General features: G+C 64.5%; 11 protein-coding genes. 9 read left to right on the top strand and 2 right to left on the bottom strand.

The features are described from left to right. Nucleotides 1-146 precede the first annotated feature (146 nt). Nucleotides 147-1,211 (top strand): LacI family DNA-binding transcriptional regulator, encoded by a 1,065-nt coding sequence (locus ACO2Q4_RS04160; protein WP_423317485.1) that lies wholly within the window; start codon nucleotides 147-149, stop codon nucleotides 1,209-1,211. On the opposite strand, the gene ACO2Q4_RS04165 is transcribed toward ACO2Q4_RS04160, so the two are convergent. Further along, the gene (locus tag ACO2Q4_RS04165) at nucleotides 1,208-1,858 is read right to left on the bottom strand and encodes an ANTAR domain-containing response regulator (RefSeq protein WP_395131810.1); all 651 of its coding nucleotides are present in this window, start codon (nucleotides 1,856-1,858) and stop codon (nucleotides 1,208-1,210) included. The two genes, ACO2Q4_RS04160 and ACO2Q4_RS04165, sit on opposite strands and share 4 nt — an antisense overlap. 29 nt (nucleotides 1,859-1,887) lie before the next feature. After that, on the bottom strand, nucleotides 1,888-3,117 hold the full coding sequence (locus tag ACO2Q4_RS04170) for a transporter substrate-binding domain-containing protein (protein WP_423317487.1): 1,230 nt from the start codon (nucleotides 3,115-3,117) through the stop codon (nucleotides 1,888-1,890). Nucleotides 3,118-3,783: 666 nt separating this feature from the next. Between ACO2Q4_RS04170 and ACO2Q4_RS04175 the strand changes: the two genes are divergently transcribed. The 8 genes from ACO2Q4_RS04175 to ACO2Q4_RS04210 all read left to right on the top strand — a co-directional run bounded on the left by ACO2Q4_RS04175 (nucleotide 3,784) and on the right by ACO2Q4_RS04210 (nucleotide 16,323). Next, a complete protein-coding gene (locus ACO2Q4_RS04175; RefSeq protein ID WP_395131811.1) occupies nucleotides 3,784-5,856 on the top strand; it encodes a hydantoinase/oxoprolinase family protein in 2,073 nt (690 codons plus the stop codon). A gap of 36 nt (nucleotides 5,857-5,892) precedes the next feature. Next, nucleotides 5,893-7,980, top strand: coding sequence for a hydantoinase B/oxoprolinase family protein (locus ACO2Q4_RS04180; protein ID WP_311759502.1), 2,088 nt, complete (start codon nucleotides 5,893-5,895; stop codon nucleotides 7,978-7,980). 289 nt (nucleotides 7,981-8,269) lie between these two features. Then, nucleotides 8,270-9,898: a purine-cytosine permease family protein gene (locus tag ACO2Q4_RS04185; protein ID WP_423317489.1), complete on the top strand. Its 1,629-nt coding sequence runs from the start codon at nucleotides 8,270-8,272 to the stop codon at nucleotides 9,896-9,898. A 187-nt stretch (nucleotides 9,899-10,085) separates the two neighbouring features. Continuing rightward, nucleotides 10,086-10,967, top strand: a complete 882-nt coding sequence (locus ACO2Q4_RS04190; RefSeq protein WP_423317491.1) for a MurR/RpiR family transcriptional regulator — start codon at nucleotides 10,086-10,088, stop codon at nucleotides 10,965-10,967. Continuing rightward, entirely contained in the window at nucleotides 10,964-12,835 is a 1,872-nt protein-coding gene (locus ACO2Q4_RS04195; protein ID WP_395131813.1) for a dipeptide ABC transporter ATP-binding protein, read from the top strand. Before ACO2Q4_RS04190 ends, ACO2Q4_RS04195 begins: the two co-directional genes overlap by 4 nt. A 39-nt stretch (nucleotides 12,836-12,874) precedes the next feature. After that, complete coding sequence (locus ACO2Q4_RS04200; RefSeq protein ID WP_311759498.1) at nucleotides 12,875-14,404, top strand: glutathione ABC transporter substrate-binding protein; 1,530 nt, start codon at nucleotides 12,875-12,877, stop codon at nucleotides 14,402-14,404. A gap of 117 nt (nucleotides 14,405-14,521) precedes the next feature. After that, complete coding sequence (gsiC, locus tag ACO2Q4_RS04205) at nucleotides 14,522-15,442, top strand: glutathione ABC transporter permease GsiC (protein WP_311759497.1); 921 nt, start codon at nucleotides 14,522-14,524, stop codon at nucleotides 15,440-15,442. Further along, a complete protein-coding gene (locus tag ACO2Q4_RS04210) occupies nucleotides 15,439-16,323 on the top strand; it encodes an ABC transporter permease subunit (RefSeq protein ID WP_311759496.1) in 885 nt (294 codons plus the stop codon). Before gsiC ends, ACO2Q4_RS04210 begins: the two co-directional genes overlap by 4 nt. Nucleotides 16,324-16,325: the final 2 nt, after the last annotated feature.

Here is a 16,325-nt window from a genome sequence, read left to right on the forward strand (position 1 = left end):
CCCACGGTTTAGTAAACATGATGTTGATTTACTAAATTGCTAGCAAGTATTTCCGCTTCGTTCAATATGATTCCCAGCCGGTTTTGCCCGGTGGCGTCCGCAGCCATTCCTGTTTAGTGAACATGAAGAACTTGAGGCCGACGATCATGCAGAAAGACCCGCCAAAGGCGATCACCCTAAGGCAAGTGGCCGCGCGCGCCGGGGTCTCGGCCGCAACGGCCTCGCTGGTGCTGAACGGCAAGGGCGAGATCTCCGAGGCGACGCGCCTGCGCGTTCTGGAATCGATCGAGCATTTCAACTATATGCCGCGGCGCGCCCGGCCCCGTGACGAAAGCGCAACCACGATCCGGTTTCTCAAGATCGCGCGGCACGGCCATACGGTGAACCGCGACCACAACCATTTCATCGCCGATTACATCGACGGCATGTCGCACGAGGCGACGCGGCGGGGATATTCGCTGCAGGTGGTCAGCCTGGACGCGGCCGAGATCCCCGACATCGCGGCAAGCCTGCGCGACGGCGGATTGCGCGGCGCGGTCATCCTGGGGACCGAACTGTCGCAGGCCGAGGTGCGCCAGATCGCGGCGCTGCCCCGCCCGATGGTGTTCATCGACACCTATCATCCCTTCCTGAACCTGAACTTCGTCGACATGGACAATGACCAGGCCGTCCATTCCGCCGTCGAGCATCTGGCCGGATGCGGCTTCACGCGGATCGGGATGGTCGGCAGCGACGCGCAGGTCACCAATTTCGCCCTGCGCCGCCGCGCCTTTTCCCAGGCCATGCAAAGCCTTGGCCTGCACGAAGACCCGGACGCGATCCTGTCCGTCGATTCCACGCTGGAGGGGGCGCATCGCGACAGCCTGCAGCAGCTGTCCGGCCGCAGCCAGATCGCCCAGGCCTATTTCTGCGCCAATGACATCATCGCGCATGGCTTCATCCGGGCGTTGCGCGAAACCGGCCATGACGTGCCGGGCGATGTCTCGGTCGTCGGCTTCGACAACCTGCCGATGAGCGCGATGACCCAGCCCGCGCTGACCTCGATCAACGTGCCGAAGCGTCGGATCGGCACCATGGCGATCCGCCTGCTGGACGACCTGCTTCAGGCGCGCAAGCCCCAGCCGGCCAGCAAGGTTCTCATCACCGGCGAACTGATCGTCAGGGACAGCACCCGCCCGGCCCATCCCCCCGAAGCCAACCCACGCGGCTAGCGTCCGGCGCGGCTGGCCTCGTCCTCGCGCCAGTTCAGGCCGGACAGGATCTCGCTTGAGACGGCGTCGACGGTGGTGCGGCGCTGCATCGCCAGATGGCGCAGGATGCCGTAGGCCTCTTCCTCGGAATGGCTGTCGGTCAGCATGACCGCCAGCTTCGCCCGCTCGACCCGGCGACAGGATTCCAGCTTGGCCTGCAGGCGGGACAGGTTCAGGCGCAACCGCTGTTCGCGCCGGTGGTTGTTGACCGCCGCCAGAAGGTTGGTGAGAATCCCGAAGGGCCGGATCGGCAACCCGATCACCGCATTCACCCGCATGTGCAGCAGCCTGTCGATGGCCAGCGGGCTTTCATAGTCGATCACCGCGATCAGCACCGCCGAGGGATCGTCCGCCTGCCAGTGAAAGGTCAGCTTGCTTTCGATCACCCGGTCGACCATCACGAAGACGATGTCCACATCCTCGGGGTAGGAGATCGGCGGCGGCCAGGATTCCCGGACGTCGCAGCCGATCCGCTGAAGATGCGAGCGCAGGGCCACGCCCTCGCCATTCGCGGGCTGAACAAGCAATATCTTCAGGGAACGCAGGTCCTTGATCAGAAAGGGCTGCTCTTTTTCGCTGGCATAGGGCTCGCTTCGTGCAGGCCGCATCTCGGATCCTTCTGGACGAACGGAGTGGACTACCTGGCCCGGTTCAGCAAAAGCTCGGCTCCGGGGCCGTGCGCATGGGTTTGAACCCTGCCCGAATGCAGGATGCGGGGCGTGGCGTCATCCGCCGGCATCTCGCCATCCTCGGCCAGGGTATAGACGGTCCGATACGGATCGGGCGGCACGGCCCGGTCGGTTTCCGCGACGATGTCGAACTGGCCGTCCTTGCGGGCGATGCCGATCTTGGGCCAGACGCAGCTATGCGCGTTCAGGCGGTCGATCATCACCATCCCCTGCGGGGCATCGAAGGACCTGCCCAGAATCTCCGACCGGACCGAGCTGATGCTGTCCGGGTCGCATTGCGACATGGCCTGCGCCACCACATGCGTCTGCGTATAGGCAGCGTCCCAGCACATGTTGGCATCCGGCGGCTCACCCCGCATCGCGGCAAAGCGGTCAAGGCAGGCGCGGTTGGAGCGGTTGGTCTGCGACGCGAAATAGGTCGCGGCGGTGACATGCCCCGCGACCGCCGAGGCCCCGATCTCGCGGATATCGGCCTCGCTCGTGGTCAGGCTGGCGACCAGCATCCCGTCCGCATCAAGGCCGTTCTCGCCATAGGCGGCATAGAACTGCATGTTGGAATGGCCGACGAAATTGTTGAAGATCACATCGGGCCTGCAGCGCCGGATGTCGCGGACCAGTTCGTCAAAGTCGCGCGCGGTCGCATCAACCCCAAGATAGCGCTGGCCCACCACCTCTCCGCCGCCCGAGGCGATAAGATCTGCCATGATCCGGCCGGATTCGCGCGGCCAGACATAGTCCGAGCCGACGATGAACAGGCGCGGGGCAGGCTCTTCCAGCAGATATTGCGCCAGCAGCAGGCTGTTCTGGTTCGGCACCGCACCGAAATAGACGATGTTCTCGGAATATTCGAAGCCTTCATATTGCGCCGGGTAACATAAAAGACCGGCTTCCTTGTCCAATATGCTCAGCACCGATTTCCGCTGTTGCGAGGTATAGCAGCCCAATATGACCTTGACCTTGCTTTCCCGCAGCAAATCCAGAGCCAATTCCCGGTACGAGGCCGGGTCGCCCATCGGATCGCGATAGACGGGCAAAAGTTCGCGGCCATTGATGCCGCCCGCCTGATTGATTTCATCAATGGCAAATTCGGTGGCGGATAACATGCTGCGTTCGGTCACCGCAGTCCACCCGGATTTGGAAAACAATACCCCGATATGAATAGGTTCATCACTTTTCATATTGCGCAAGCCTTTCGCTGAATTCCATTGGCCCGGCTTTGGCGGCAGCTCCCTGCGTGAAGGGGACACTATGTGAGGGCCGATGACCGGTCAACAATTGTTCAAACCCGACCCGATGATCGGGCGCGCCCGAATTGACCGGGGAAGCGGCAATTCGCCACTGCCGCAATAATCGGCAAATCCGTCGCGCCAACCCTGCCGACGCCGCAGCGCAGTCCCCGATGGGGCACCGGCCCTGGGCGGACAACCTGCTGGGCAGAGGCAGCGATTCCCGAAGCCCCGCCCGCATTTCCGGGTGATTCGCAGGCATGGGCCGGGCGGACTTCCAGCGCCACGAAACCGTCACAATTCTGATCGCAGGACCGGCACCCACCATCGGGCCAAACCTCGCTTTCACGGTCTTTCGGCCCCTTGTGCATATCAATTACGCATCTGAATTCATGTCGCTTTCCCTGCCCCCGCGATGCCCGCAAAAAACATTTGTCGCCGCACGAGGTCATCGCGTAAACTGAACTGGCATTCAACGAAGAATGCCGAACATCGGCTTGGCGCGACCTGTGCCTTCTGATGCAGGACATCTCCCTCAAAATCAAATGCAGTCTCTCACATGGCGCGATCTGCGCTTTGTGGATCACTTTGCTCACGCAAATCAAAAGGAATGTCATAATGAGCATGGACGGAGCGGGCATAGGCTCGGCACCGCAGAAAGCACGCGTGCGTCTTGCAATTGATGTGGGCGGGACATTCACCGATATTTTCGTCCTGGATTCGGATGGAAACCAGACGGTCGCGAAAGTCCCCAGCACGCTAAATCCCATCGACGCCATCATGAACGGGGCAGAGGCGGCCGATATCGATTGGCACGATGTCGAATTGTTCACCCACGGCACCACGGTCGCGACGAATGCGCTGATTACGCGCAATTTCAAGCCCGCGGCAATGGTGACGACCCGTGGCTTTCGCGATGTCCTGGAAATCGGGCGTGGAACAAGGGAGGATCCCTGGGACGCCTACAAGGAGGGAACGCCCCCCTATGTCCGCCGCCGCGATCGTTTCGTCGTGGGCGAGCGCATCAATTACCGGGGCGAGATCATCGAGCCGCTGGACGAGGTGCAGGCCCGCGAAATCGCCCGCATCCTGCGCAAGCGGCAGGTCACCGCGGTCGCCGTCTGCTTCATCAACTCATACGTCAACGGCGCGCATGAACTGAGGATGGCCGAGATTCTGGCCGAGGAACTGGGCCCGGACGTCGCGATTACCACCTCGCACGAGACCCATCCCGAGATTTTTGAGGATGACCGCTTCTCGACCACGGTGGCGAACACGATCCTGGCGCCGATCATCCGCCCCTATGCCCGCGATATCGAACGGCGCACGACCGAGGCCGGCTACAGCGCCGACGTCCTGCTGCTGCATTCGGGCGGCGGAGTCATGACCCCGGCCACGGCCGAGAAATACGCAGCCCGGCTTGCGGCATCGGGGATTGCGGCGGGGGCCATCGCCAGCAAGTATTTCGCCGAGCTTTGCGGATACAGCAACGCCATCGGTCTGGACATGGGCGGCACCTCGGCGGACATTTCGCTGGCCGAGAACGGCCACCTGCGGATGACCGACAAATGGGAGGTCGACTGGGGCCACCCGATCTGCTTCCCCTCGATCGAGGTGTTGACGATCGGCGCGGGCGGCGGCTCGATCTCGTGGCTGGACAAGGCGGGATCGCTGCGCAACGGACCGCAATCGGCCGGCTCGACCCCCGGCCCGGCCTGCTACAAGGCGGGCGGGACCGAACCGACCAACACGGATGCGAACATCATCCTTGGCCGCGTCGGCGATTCCCTGGCGGGCGGCAAGAAGGCCTTGAACCGCGACGCGGCACTTGAGGCGATGCAGAAGATCGCAAAGCCGCTGGAACTGGACACGGTCGAGGCATCGCTGGCCACGCTGCGCGTCGCCAATGCCAACATGGCCGACGCGGTGCGCCTGATCTCGATCGCGCGTGGACATGATCCGCGGGACTTCGCGCTGGTCGCATTCGGCGGGGCGGGCCCCCTGCACGGGGTCGACATCGCACGCGAACTGAACATTCCCGTGGTGATCGTGCCGCCCAATCCCGGCGTGACCTCGGCGGTCGGCTGCATGCTGGTCGATGTCCAGCATGACGTGACCCAGATGTTCTTCAAGGACGCCGCCTCGGCCGATCCGGCCGATATCGAGGCTGCCTTCCAGCGCCTTGAACATGAAGGCCGCGACCGTCTGGAACGCGACGGCGTCGCGGCCGGGGACATGACCTTCCAGCGCTTCGTCGACATGCGCTATCGCGGTCAATGGCGCTCGCTGGCGGTTCCGGTCCCGCGTCAGGTCGCCTCGATGGACGAGGCGCTGGCGATCTTCCACGACGAATACGAAAAGGCCCACAACTTCCGCCGCGAGGATTTCCCCGTCGAGGTCTATCGCCTGACGGTCCGCGCGATCGGGGTCACGCCGAAGCCCTCCTTCCCGCGGGTCACGATCGATCCGCAGGCCCGCGCCACGTCCAAGGGCACGCGCGAGGTCTGGTTCCACGGCCAGCAGAAAGCCGTGACCACCGCGCTTTACGACCGCGAGAACCTGCCTGCGGGCGTCTCGATCAAGGGCCCCGCGATCATCGACCAGCTCGACTCGACCACCGTCATCCCTCCGGGCGACGTGGCCTATATCGACGAATGGCTGAACATCCAGATCAAGCTTGGCGCGGCCTGACCGGCGCCCCCAACAGGAACACGAAGGACATATCCAATGACCAGCAAGAACAAGTTTGCCGGGCTGTCCGACAAGGGCATCCAGTCGCCTCCGCCCCCGGCCGAGCGCCTGACCGTCTTCAAGTCCGAGCTTGACCCGATCACCTTCGAGGTGCTGCGCAACGCCTTTGTCAACATCGTCGACCAGATGGCCGAGCAGCTGCTTCGGACCTGCTATTCGTTCGTGATCTATTGCCGCGACTTTTCCTCGGGCCTTAGCGATCCGCAGGGGAACCTGGTGATGCAGGGGACCGGCGACATCGCGGCCCATGTCGGCACGCTGCACTATACCTGCAAGGCGATCATCGAGGAATTCGGTGACGACATCAATCCGGGCGACGTCTTCATCATCAACGATCCCTTCCGGGGCGGCAGCCATTTCAACGACACCCGGATCCTGCGCCCGATGTTCTACAAGGGCGAACTGATCGGCTATTCGCAGGCCAACGGCCATTGGGCGGATATGGGCGGGGCGACGCCCGGCTCGTTCAACATCACCGCCCTTGACCATATGGGCGAGGGGCTGCGCATCACCCCCGTCCGGGTCTGGCGCAAGGGCGTCTGGCTGGACGACGTGGCGCGCATGATCGCCGCGAACACCCGCAACCCCGGCGACGTCATCGGCGACATGCAGGCCCAGGCCGAAGCGACCGCCGTCGCCGAGCGCGAGATCCAGCGGCTTTGCGACAAATACGGCGTCGAGACCATCAAGACCGCCTTCCGCGAGGTGCAGGACTGGGTCGAGGTGCTGATGCGCAACCGCCTGGCCGAGCTGCCGGACGGCACCTGGTATGCCGAGGATTACATCGACCAGGACCCCAAGCTTGAGGAAGGGCTTATCCCGATCAAGATCAAGTTCACCATCGACGGAAACCACGCGCATTACGACCTGTCGGGGTCGCATCCGCAGATCTCGACCTTCCTGAACGCGGCCTATGGCGGGTCTTTCGCGGGGATCGTCGCGGGCACGAAATACCAGTTCCCGGACCTGCCGCTGAATTCGGGCCTGTATCGCGCCGTCACCGTCAATGTCGGAGAGCCGGGCACCGTCGTCAACGCGGAATGGCCCAGCCCCTGCGCGGGCTTCTGTTCGGGACCGTTCGAAAAGCTGATGAACTCGGTCTTCGGGCTGTGGGCGGATATCCTGCCCGAACGGACGATGGGCTGCGCCTTCAACCTTGAATACCTGCTGGTCGGCGGGCGCGATACCCGGATCCAGGGCCGCCCCTATTTCATGTGGTATGACTGGATGGCCGGCGGCTGGGGCGGGCGCAACGGGCGCGACGGCTTCAACGCCACCGCCCCCGTCTTCGGTGCGCAATACGGCGTCCAGCCGCTTGAGGGGCAAGAGCGCCTTGCCCCGGTCCTGACCAAGTGCCACGACTTCGTGCAGGACTCGGCCGGTCCCGGTGAATCCCGCGGCGGGCTTGGCGCCGAAAAGGGCGGTTCGGTCTTTGAGGGAGAGCGGATCGTCGTGTCCTATTGCTGCGACCGCGAACGCTCTGTCACCTGGGGCATGTGGGGGGGCCTGCCCTCGATCCCGCATGGCGTCTGGCTGAACAAGGGCACCGAAAAGCAGCGCTATCTGGGGTCCATCTTCTCGAACCTTCCGGTCGAGCTGGATGACGTCTTCACCCGGCCCTCGGCCGGGGGTGGCGGGGTTGGCGATCCCCTGATGCGCGACCCGCAACTGGTCTGCGAAGACGTGGCCGACGAATATGTCAGCGTCGAGCGCGCGCTGATCGACTATGGCGTCGTGATCCGGGTGATCGACCGCGACCTGGCCGAATACGAGGTCGATGCCGAAGCCACCATCACCGAGCGCAAGCGGATCGCCGAATCCCGGCTGGCCTGGCTTGACGAAGACCCCGAATCCATCGCCGCGCGCTATCGCTCGGGCGAGTTCATCGACATGGATTGCATCCGGCAATACGGCGTCATCCTGGACTGGGGCAACGGCCAGCTGCTGGAAAACACGACGCGGCAATTCCGCGAGATGATGAAGCGCCGGGTCGTCCCCTATTGGGGCAAGACCCTGGCCGTGCTCAGCAAGGAAGCCGCCGATCGCGCCCGCATCGCCGCCTGAGGCGGTGATGAATACCGGGGGCGGCGACGCAAGCCGCCGCCCCCACCCGACGGAATTCACGCGGATACCGGACGACGCACCCCGCCCGCGACCAGCTTCTGCCAGCGCATGAAAAGGCAGCCTCCCCCCTGCCCGCCTTTCGGCGCAACCGGACCGAAGCTGTCGCGGACGATCACAAGCCACAGTCTGCACGGAAACCTCGCGGCCTTTCGGGATCGCCCGTCGGCCTGTGCCTGATGCGTGCCGGATGCCCGGTTCCGCCCCCCTTCACCCTCAGGAGTCTGAAACCATGACCCTTGCCGGAAGCATTCCCCCGCCCGAAATCATCTATCACGACGAACCCGAGGTGCTGCGGCACGCCGCGGCCGAGGATTTCTCGCTGCACATCGTGCCCCCGACCTGGCGCAGTTCCAGATTCTCGCTGTCGATGGCCTGGTTCGGCCTGATGAGCGCGATGTTCTGGGTCGTCGTCGGCAGCACCGTCGCCCTGACCGTCGGAACCGTCAACACCCTGATCGGCATCGCCCTTTCGACGGTGGTCTATGGCATCCTGTGCAACATCGCCGCGCGTTTCGCGGCGCGCAGCGGCACCAGCGTCGCGCTGTTTTCGCGCGCAGTCTTCGGGCAGGTCGGCGCGACCTTCGCGGCGCTGCTGTTCGGCGTCACCATCACCTATTACGCCATCGCCGAAGGCACGATCGTCGCCATCGCGCTTCAGGACTATTTCGGCGGCCCGATGAGCCTGTGGTATTTCATCGTCTGCCTATACAGCGCGCCGCTGGTCATGCGCGGCGTGCGGACCTGGCTGGACCGGATCAACGGCATCCTGCTGCCGCTTTACGTGCTGGGGCTGATGGCCTGCGTGATCTGGGCGATCGCCTCGCACGGCTATTCCGGGGACTGGCTGACCAACCTTCCGGCGGGCGGCGTCGATGTCGGCGTGCCCGGCTGGTGGTTCGCCTTTACCGTCTACATGGGCGTCTGGGTCGTGGTGATGATGACCTGGGACGTGGCCCGCTTTGGCCGGAAACAGGATTCGGCCTTCAACGGCAACTACACCTTCGGCATCCCCTTCTATGCCGTGACGCTGCTGATCAACGGGGCCGTGGGCATCTTCATCGCCCATACCATCCCGATCGAGGGTGCGCTGTCCGAGACTTCGGCCATCATCGGCATCGTCGCGCTGATGGGCCCCTTCGGCGTGCTTCTGGTCTGGGTCAGCCAGACACGGATCAACACGATCAACTTCTACCTGTCCTCGACCAACATGCAGAACTTCTTCGCGCGGGCTTTCAAGATCTCGTGGCCGCGCACGGTCTGGGTCATCATCATGACCGTGGTCATCTTCCTGGTGATGCTGACCAATGTCTTCGGCTACCTGTTGCTGACGCTGCAATTCCAGGGCGTCATCATCGTGGCCTGGGTCGGGGTGGCCATGACGCATATCGGCTGGTGCTATCTGCGCGGAATCCGGGCCGACATGCTGGAATTCCGTCCCGGCCGGGTGCCGCTGGTCAATCCCGGCGGGTTGGGAGCGTGGGTTCTGGCCTCGGCCGTGGGCTGCTTCCTTCTGGTCTTTGGCGGCAGCTTCGGGGGGATCTGGGCGCCTCCGATCACGCTGGTCATCGCGGTCGGCATCTATGCCGCCGCCTTGGGGGTGGCCCGCCGCAGCTGGTATGTCGAGGATCGCCCCCATGATCCCCGCAAAGAGGTCGACGACCCCTGGTCCGCGCGCATCCGCTGCCATCACTGCCACCAGGCCTATATCGCGCATGAGATGGACCGCGATCCCTCGGCCGGGCATGCGCCGATCTGCCTGGCCTGCGCCTCGGACCGCAGCGAATTCCTGATCGCCGCCCGGGCCGAAGCGCGGGCCGGCCATGCAGCTGCGGGACGGGGCGGCCTTGCCATAGAATAGGCCCAGCCCCTTTCCGACGACCTTCCCTGACTTGGGCCGCGCATTCCTCTGCGCGGCCTCTTTTCGTCAGTCTGGGACAACCTGCGCACGAATCCTTGCCATCCCAAACCGGATGTGAAAATAAACGCGCCATTCGCATGGGCGGATGTAATTTGTTTTTCACGTTGGCGAGGGAGGCGCAGGCGCGATGGACGATCTGAAGAAGATGATCGAGGCGAACTGGGCGCAGTTCACCGCCAACCAGCAGCGCGTCGGCGAATTCGTCCTGTCCAATCCCTTCCTTGTCGCGACGATGGGGATCGAGGATCTGGCCCAGGCGGCCGAAGTCTCGGCCCCCACGATCACACGGTTCGTGCGCGTGCTGGGCCTGTCGGGCTATGCCGATTTCCGCGCCATCGCCGTCCGGCGCTATCAGGATCTGCTGCAACCGATCGAGAATGTCAGCCGCGCCAGCCAGCGCCCCTCGGCCGAGGTGATGCAGGATTCACTGGCGGCTTTGCAGCAGAACATCTCGATGCTGGCGGCGGATTGCCCGGTCGACAAATGCGAGGCGCTGGTCGACCGCATGGTCGCCGCCGACAAGGTGGGCTTTCTGGGCTTTGGCCGCGCAGCGCGCGCGCTGGCCTATTTCGCGGGATCGGCGGAGCATTTCCTGCGCAGCTGCGAAATCCTGGACGGTGCCGGCGGTTATGAGCGGCTGGCCAGCGCCATCGGCCGGATGGGGCCGCGCGATCTGGTCATCGCCATGTCGCTGCCGCGTTACTCGGTGGCGACGCTGGACTTTCTGCGGCTGGCCCGCGCGCGGGGCGTGCCCTGCGTGGGGATCACCGACAGCGAAAGCTCGCCCATCTTTCAGCTTTGCGACCAGACCTTCATCGTGCCGGCGCGCCAGCCCGTCCTGAATTCGTCCGGCCTTGCCGCCATCGCGCTGTTCGAGGCGCTCGTGGCGCTGATGACCTCGCGCTACCAAAGCGCCTCGGATGCCGCGGCCCTGACCCGGCTGATCTTTCCCTATCTTTACGCGGATGGCCCCCAGGCTTCCGCCCCCGCCCCCAAGGAGCCGAAATGACCCGCATGGAAACCAAGGACGGCGCCACGATCCGCGTCGAGGGGCTGGGCGTCGAATTCAAGGGCGACAGCGGCACCTTTCAGGCCGTCAGGAACCTGTCGTTCGAAATTGCGCCGGGCGAGACGCTGGCCGTGGTGGGCGAATCCGGTTCGGGAAAATCTGTCACCTCGCTTGCCATCATGCGGCTGGTCGAATTCGGCGGCGGGCGCATCACGCAGGGCACGGTCACGCTTTCGGGCCGCGACGGGCAGCAGCGCGACCTGACCAAAACGCCGCTCCGCCAGATGGAAAAGATCCGCGGCAACGATGTCGCGATGATCTTTCAGGAACCGATGACCTCGCTGAACCCGGTGTTTACCGTGGGCGAACAGATCGCCGAAGCCGTGCGCCTGCATCAGGATTGCAGTCCGGCCGAGGCCCGCGCCGAGGCGCTGCGGATGCTGGAAAAGGTGCGCATTCCCGATGCCGCGCGCATCCTTGACCGCCACCCCCACCAGCTTTCGGGCGGGATGCGCCAGCGCGTGATGATCGCGATGGCCCTGTCCTGCAAGCCGCGCCTGCTGATCGCGGACGAGCCGACGACCGCGCTGGACGTGACCATCCAGGCCCAGATCCTGCGGCTGATCCGGCTGCTTCAGGAAGAAATGGGCATGGCGGTCCTGTTCATCACCCATGACATGGGCGTGGTGGCCGAGGTCGCCGACAAGGTTCTGGTCATGCGCCACGGCGAAAAGGTCGAGGAAGGCAGCGTCGAGCAGATCTTCCAGTCACCCGAGCATCCCTATACCCGCGCGTTGCTGGCCGCGGTGCCGCGCCTTGGCGCACTGAACGGGCAGGAACTGCCGCGCCGCTTTCCGCTGCTGCGCGCCGATGGCGACCACCGCGACGCCGCCAGCTTCCAGCAGTTTCCGCCGCAGGATACCGTCGAATCCGACCAGCCGATCCTTGAGGCGCGCGATCTTGTCACCCGCTTCGACGTGCGCAAGGGCCTGCTGTCGCGCGTGACCGGGCGCATCCACGCGGTCGAGCATATCAATTTCGGCCTGCGCAAGGGCGAGACGCTGGCGCTGGTCGGCGAATCCGGCTGCGGGAAATCCACCACCGGCCGCACCGTGATGATGCTGCAAGAGGCGACCTCGGGTTCGGTCATGTATCAGGGCCGCGACATCTTCTCGCTGCCCGCATCCGAGCGGCAGAAGGTCCGCCGCAAGATCCAGTATGTCTTCCAGGACCCCTTCGCCTCGCTGGACCCGCGCCTGACGGTCGGATTCTCGATCGCGGAACCGCTGCTGACCCACGGGCTTGCCAAGGGGCGCGAAGTCGACCGCCGGGTGGCCGAGCTGCTGGCCGATGTGGGCCTGCAACCGGAACATGCGCAGCGCTATCCGCATGAATTTTCTGGCGGCCAGCGCCAGCGGATCTGCATCGCCCGCGCCCTGGCCGGGGAACCCGACATCCTGATCGCGGACGAGGCCGTGGCAGCACTGGACGTGTCGATCCAGGCGCAGGTGGTGAACCTGCTGATGGACCTGCAGGAAAAGCGGCGCCTGTCCTATATCTTCATCAGCCATGACATGGCGGTGGTGGAACGCGTCAGCCACCGCGTCGCGGTCATGTATCTGGGCCAGATCGTCGAGATCGGCACCCGCCGCCAGATCTTCGAGAACCCCCAGCACGCCTATACGCGCCGCCTGCTTTCGGCCGTCCCCATCGCCTCGCCCGAGGCGCGCAACCGCAACCGCCCGCTGATCGAGGGCGAGATCCCCAGCCCCATGCGCAGCGTCGGCGATCCGCCCGTGGTCGCGCCGCTGGTCGAGGTCGCGCCCCAGCATTTCGTCGCGCGCCACCCGGTCGGCCTGTTCGGCTGACAGCGCCGGCCAATCAGAGTTAGAACCAAGGAGAGGTACATGAAACTCAAATCGCTTCTTGCCGCGTCGGCGCTTGGCCTGGCGGCGATGATGCCTTTGACCGGCTGGGCCAAGGACCTGACCGTCGCGGTCTCGGCCAACCTGACCGGGCTGGACCCGCGCATCGCCAATGACACGCTGTCGCAAGCCTCGCTGCGGCTGGTCTATCAGGGGCTTTTCGGCTTCGACAAGGACATGAAGCTGATCCCGCTTCTGGCCGAAAGCTATGACGCGAACGACGACGCGACCGAGTTCACGATCAAGCTGCGCCAGGGGATCAAGTTCCACGACGGCACCGACTTCAACGCCGAAGCCGTCAAGGTGAACATCGACACGCTGCGCAACCCCGACAACCAGCTTTCGCGCCGCAGCCTTGTGCAGATGGTCAAGGAAGTGCAGGTCGTCGACCCCTATACCGTCAAGCTGATCCTCAGCGAGCCGTTCGGGGCCATGATCGCCTCGCTCGCGCATCCGGGCGCGATGATGATCTCGCCCGCAGCACTTGAGAAATTCGGCAAGGACATCGACCGCAACCCGGTCGGGACCGGTCCCTTCGTGTTCAAGCACTGGGCCGCCGACACGTTCGAGGTGTCGCGCAACGACGCCTATTGGAAAGGCGCGGCCAAGGTCGATGGCGTCATCATCCGCTCGATCCCGGAATCGGGCGCGCGCATGGCCATGCTGCAAACCGGCGAGGCGCAGTTCGTCCCGACCTTCCCGACCGAGCTGATGAAGGTGGTCGAGGCGAACCCGAAGCTGGAAATCGTCACCCGGCCCTCGATCGTGGAATGGTATGTCGGGCTGAACAACATGAAGAAGCCCTTCGACAACAAGCTGGTCCGGCAGGCGCTGAACTATGCCGTCGACAAGAATGCCTATTGCAAGATCGTCTATAACGGCGCCTGCACGCCCGCGGATTCGATCATTCCGGCCGATCTGGCCTTCCATGTCACTGCCGGGGAATATCCCTTCGACCTCGCCAAGGCCAAGGAGCTGCTGAAGGAAGCCGGCTATGAGAACGGCTTCGAGACCGAGCTTTGGACGAGCTCGAACAGCACCGGGTCGCTGCGCGCGGCACAGTTCCTGCAGCAGCAGCTGGCGCAGGTGAACGTCAAGGTGAACGTCCTGCCGCTGGAATCCGGCGTCGCCGCGGACAAGATCTGGTCGATCGACAAGCCCGAGGACGCGACCGTCCAGATGTACTATGGCGGCTGGTCGGCCTCGACCGGGGATGCCGACTGGGGCATCCGACCCTTGCTGCTCAGCGAAAGCGCGCCGCCCTCGATGTTCAACGTCGCCTATTACAGCGACAAGGCCGTCGACGAGGCGATCAAGGGTGCGCTTGGCACCGCCGATCCGGCCAAGCGCGCGGGCTTTTATGAAACCGCGCAAAAACTGGCATGGGATGGCGCGCCGTGGATCTTCCTGGGCGTGTCCGACGTGATCTCGGCCCAAAGCAAGGATCTGAGCGGCGTCTACCAGCTGCCCGACCAGGGCTTCCTGCTGGAAGACGCGGCCTTCGCCGAATAAGGCGCCAGCCGCGAAAGGCATCCGCCTTTCCTCCAGCATCAACCGCTCCGGCCGGATCACGGCCGGGGCAAAACCGGGGCAAGACCGGGCCGAACCGAAGCGGGACAGAAACTTCACATGCCATCCTATTTGCTCAAACGATTGCTTGGGACGATCCCGGTCATCCTGATGGTGACCCTGGCCGTCTTCGCGTTCGTCCACATGCTGCCGGGCGATCCGGCGCGCCTTGTCGCCGGGCCGGATGCGACGCCCGACGACATCGCCGCGGTCAGTGCCGCGCTGGGGCTGGACAAGCCGCTGCCGCAGCAATTCTTGCAGTATCTCACCAATCTTCTGCATGGCGATCTGGGCATGTCGCTGAAGACGCGCCGCCCCGTCGTCGAAGAGATCGGCCTGCGCCTGATGCCCACGGTCTGGCTGACGCTGTTCGCGATGGTCTGGGCCGTCGCCATCGGGCTGCTGATCGGCGTCATCTCGGCGGTCAAGCGCGGACGCTGGCAGGATTACGGCGGCATGGTGCTTGCCGTCTCGGGAATCTCGTTCCCGCCCTTCTGGCTGGGGCTCCTGCTCATCAACCTGTTCTCGGTCCATCTGGGCTGGCTGCCGACCGGCGGATACGGGACATGGCAGCATTTCGTCATGCCGTCCTTTACGCTGGGGCTGGCCGTGGCCGCGGTCATGGCGCGGTTCACCCGCTCGGCCTTCATCGAGATCTCGCGCGAGGATTACGTCCGCACCGCCCGCGCCAAGGGCGTGCCCGAACGCAAGGTGATCTGGCGCCATGCGCTGCGCAATGCGCTGATCCCGATCATCACCATGGTCGGCCTGCAATTCGGCTTTCTTCTGGGCGGCTCGATCGTCGTGGAAAGCGTCTTCGCATGGCCGGGCGTCGGTCGCCTGCTGGTCGATTCCGTGACCTATCGCGACTATCCGGTGATCCAGGCGCTGGTGCTGATGTTCTCGTTGCAGTTCATCCTGATCAATCTGCTTGTCGATGTCCTTTACATCTTCGCCAACCCGGAGATCCGTTACCAATGAGCGCCCTCAACATGCCCGCAGGAACGGCCAACCGGACGCGCAAGCCCTTTGCCGAATTCTGCCGCCGCTTCATGCGCCAAAAGGTGGCGCTGGTGGCGCTGGCCTTCATCGCCCTGCTGGTCGTCGTCGCGATCCTGGCGCCGCTGGTCGCCCCCTATGACCCGGCCGCGCCGGATTACGAAAACGTGCTGGCCGGTCCCAGCCTGCTGCATCTGGCGGGCACCGACGCCTATGGGCGCGACATCTTCAGCCGCATCGTCTGGGGGTCGCGGATCTCGCTGATGGTCGGCTTCCTGTCGGTGACGCTGGGCGCGATCGTCGGCGTCAGCCTGGGCATCGTCGCGGGTTATCGCGGCGGCTGGGCCGACAGCGCGGTGATGCGGCTTTGCGACCTGCTGCTGGCCTTTCCGGGGATCCTGCTGGCCATCGCGGTCATCGCGATCCTGGGGCCGGGGATCACCAATGTCATCTATGCCGTCGCGGTTTTCTCGATCCCGGTCTTTGCGCGGCTGGCGCGGGGCACGACCCTGCAGCTGAAGCGCACGGTCTATGTCGACGCGGCGCGCGCGGTGGGCGTCAGCGACACGGTCATCATGCTGCGCCACATCCTGCCCGGCACGCTGCCGAACGTGATCGTCTATTTCTCGATGCGGATCGGGACGTCGATCCTGACGGCGGCGGCGCTGTCCTTCATCGGGCTGGGGGCGCAGCCGCCATCGCCCGAATGGGGCGCGATGCTGGCGGACGGGCGCAGCTATATGGGCGTGGCCGACCACTTGACGCTGTTTCCGGGTCTGGCAATCTTCCTGACGGTGCTGGGCTTCAACCTGCTGGGCGACGGCTTGCGCGACGCGCTTGACCCCAAGCTGCGCTCGAACTGAGG

Source organism: Paracoccus sp. KR1-242, from assembly GCF_049446195.1.
Classification (GTDB): domain Bacteria; phylum Pseudomonadota; class Alphaproteobacteria; order Rhodobacterales; family Rhodobacteraceae; genus Paracoccus; species Paracoccus broussonetiae.

Coding starts and splice junctions, on each gene's coding strand:
- ACO2Q4_RS04160 (WP_423317485.1), top strand. CDS start 147: ATGCAGAAAGACCCGCCAAAGGCGATCACCCTAAGGCAAGTGGCCGCG.
- ACO2Q4_RS04165 (WP_395131810.1), bottom strand. CDS start 1,858: ATGCGGCCTGCACGAAGCGAGCCCTATGCCAGCGAAAAAGAGCAGCCC.
- ACO2Q4_RS04170 (WP_423317487.1), bottom strand. CDS start 3,117: ATGAAAAGTGATGAACCTATTCATATCGGGGTATTGTTTTCCAAATCC.
- ACO2Q4_RS04175 (WP_395131811.1), top strand. CDS start 3,784: ATGAGCATGGACGGAGCGGGCATAGGCTCGGCACCGCAGAAAGCACGC.
- ACO2Q4_RS04180 (WP_311759502.1), top strand. CDS start 5,893: ATGACCAGCAAGAACAAGTTTGCCGGGCTGTCCGACAAGGGCATCCAG.
- ACO2Q4_RS04185 (WP_423317489.1), top strand. CDS start 8,270: ATGACCCTTGCCGGAAGCATTCCCCCGCCCGAAATCATCTATCACGAC.
- ACO2Q4_RS04190 (WP_423317491.1), top strand. CDS start 10,086: ATGGACGATCTGAAGAAGATGATCGAGGCGAACTGGGCGCAGTTCACC.
- ACO2Q4_RS04195 (WP_395131813.1), top strand. CDS start 10,964: ATGACCCGCATGGAAACCAAGGACGGCGCCACGATCCGCGTCGAGGGG.
- ACO2Q4_RS04200 (WP_311759498.1), top strand. CDS start 12,875: ATGAAACTCAAATCGCTTCTTGCCGCGTCGGCGCTTGGCCTGGCGGCG.
- gsiC (WP_311759497.1), top strand. CDS start 14,522: ATGCCATCCTATTTGCTCAAACGATTGCTTGGGACGATCCCGGTCATC.
- ACO2Q4_RS04210 (WP_311759496.1), top strand. CDS start 15,439: ATGAGCGCCCTCAACATGCCCGCAGGAACGGCCAACCGGACGCGCAAG.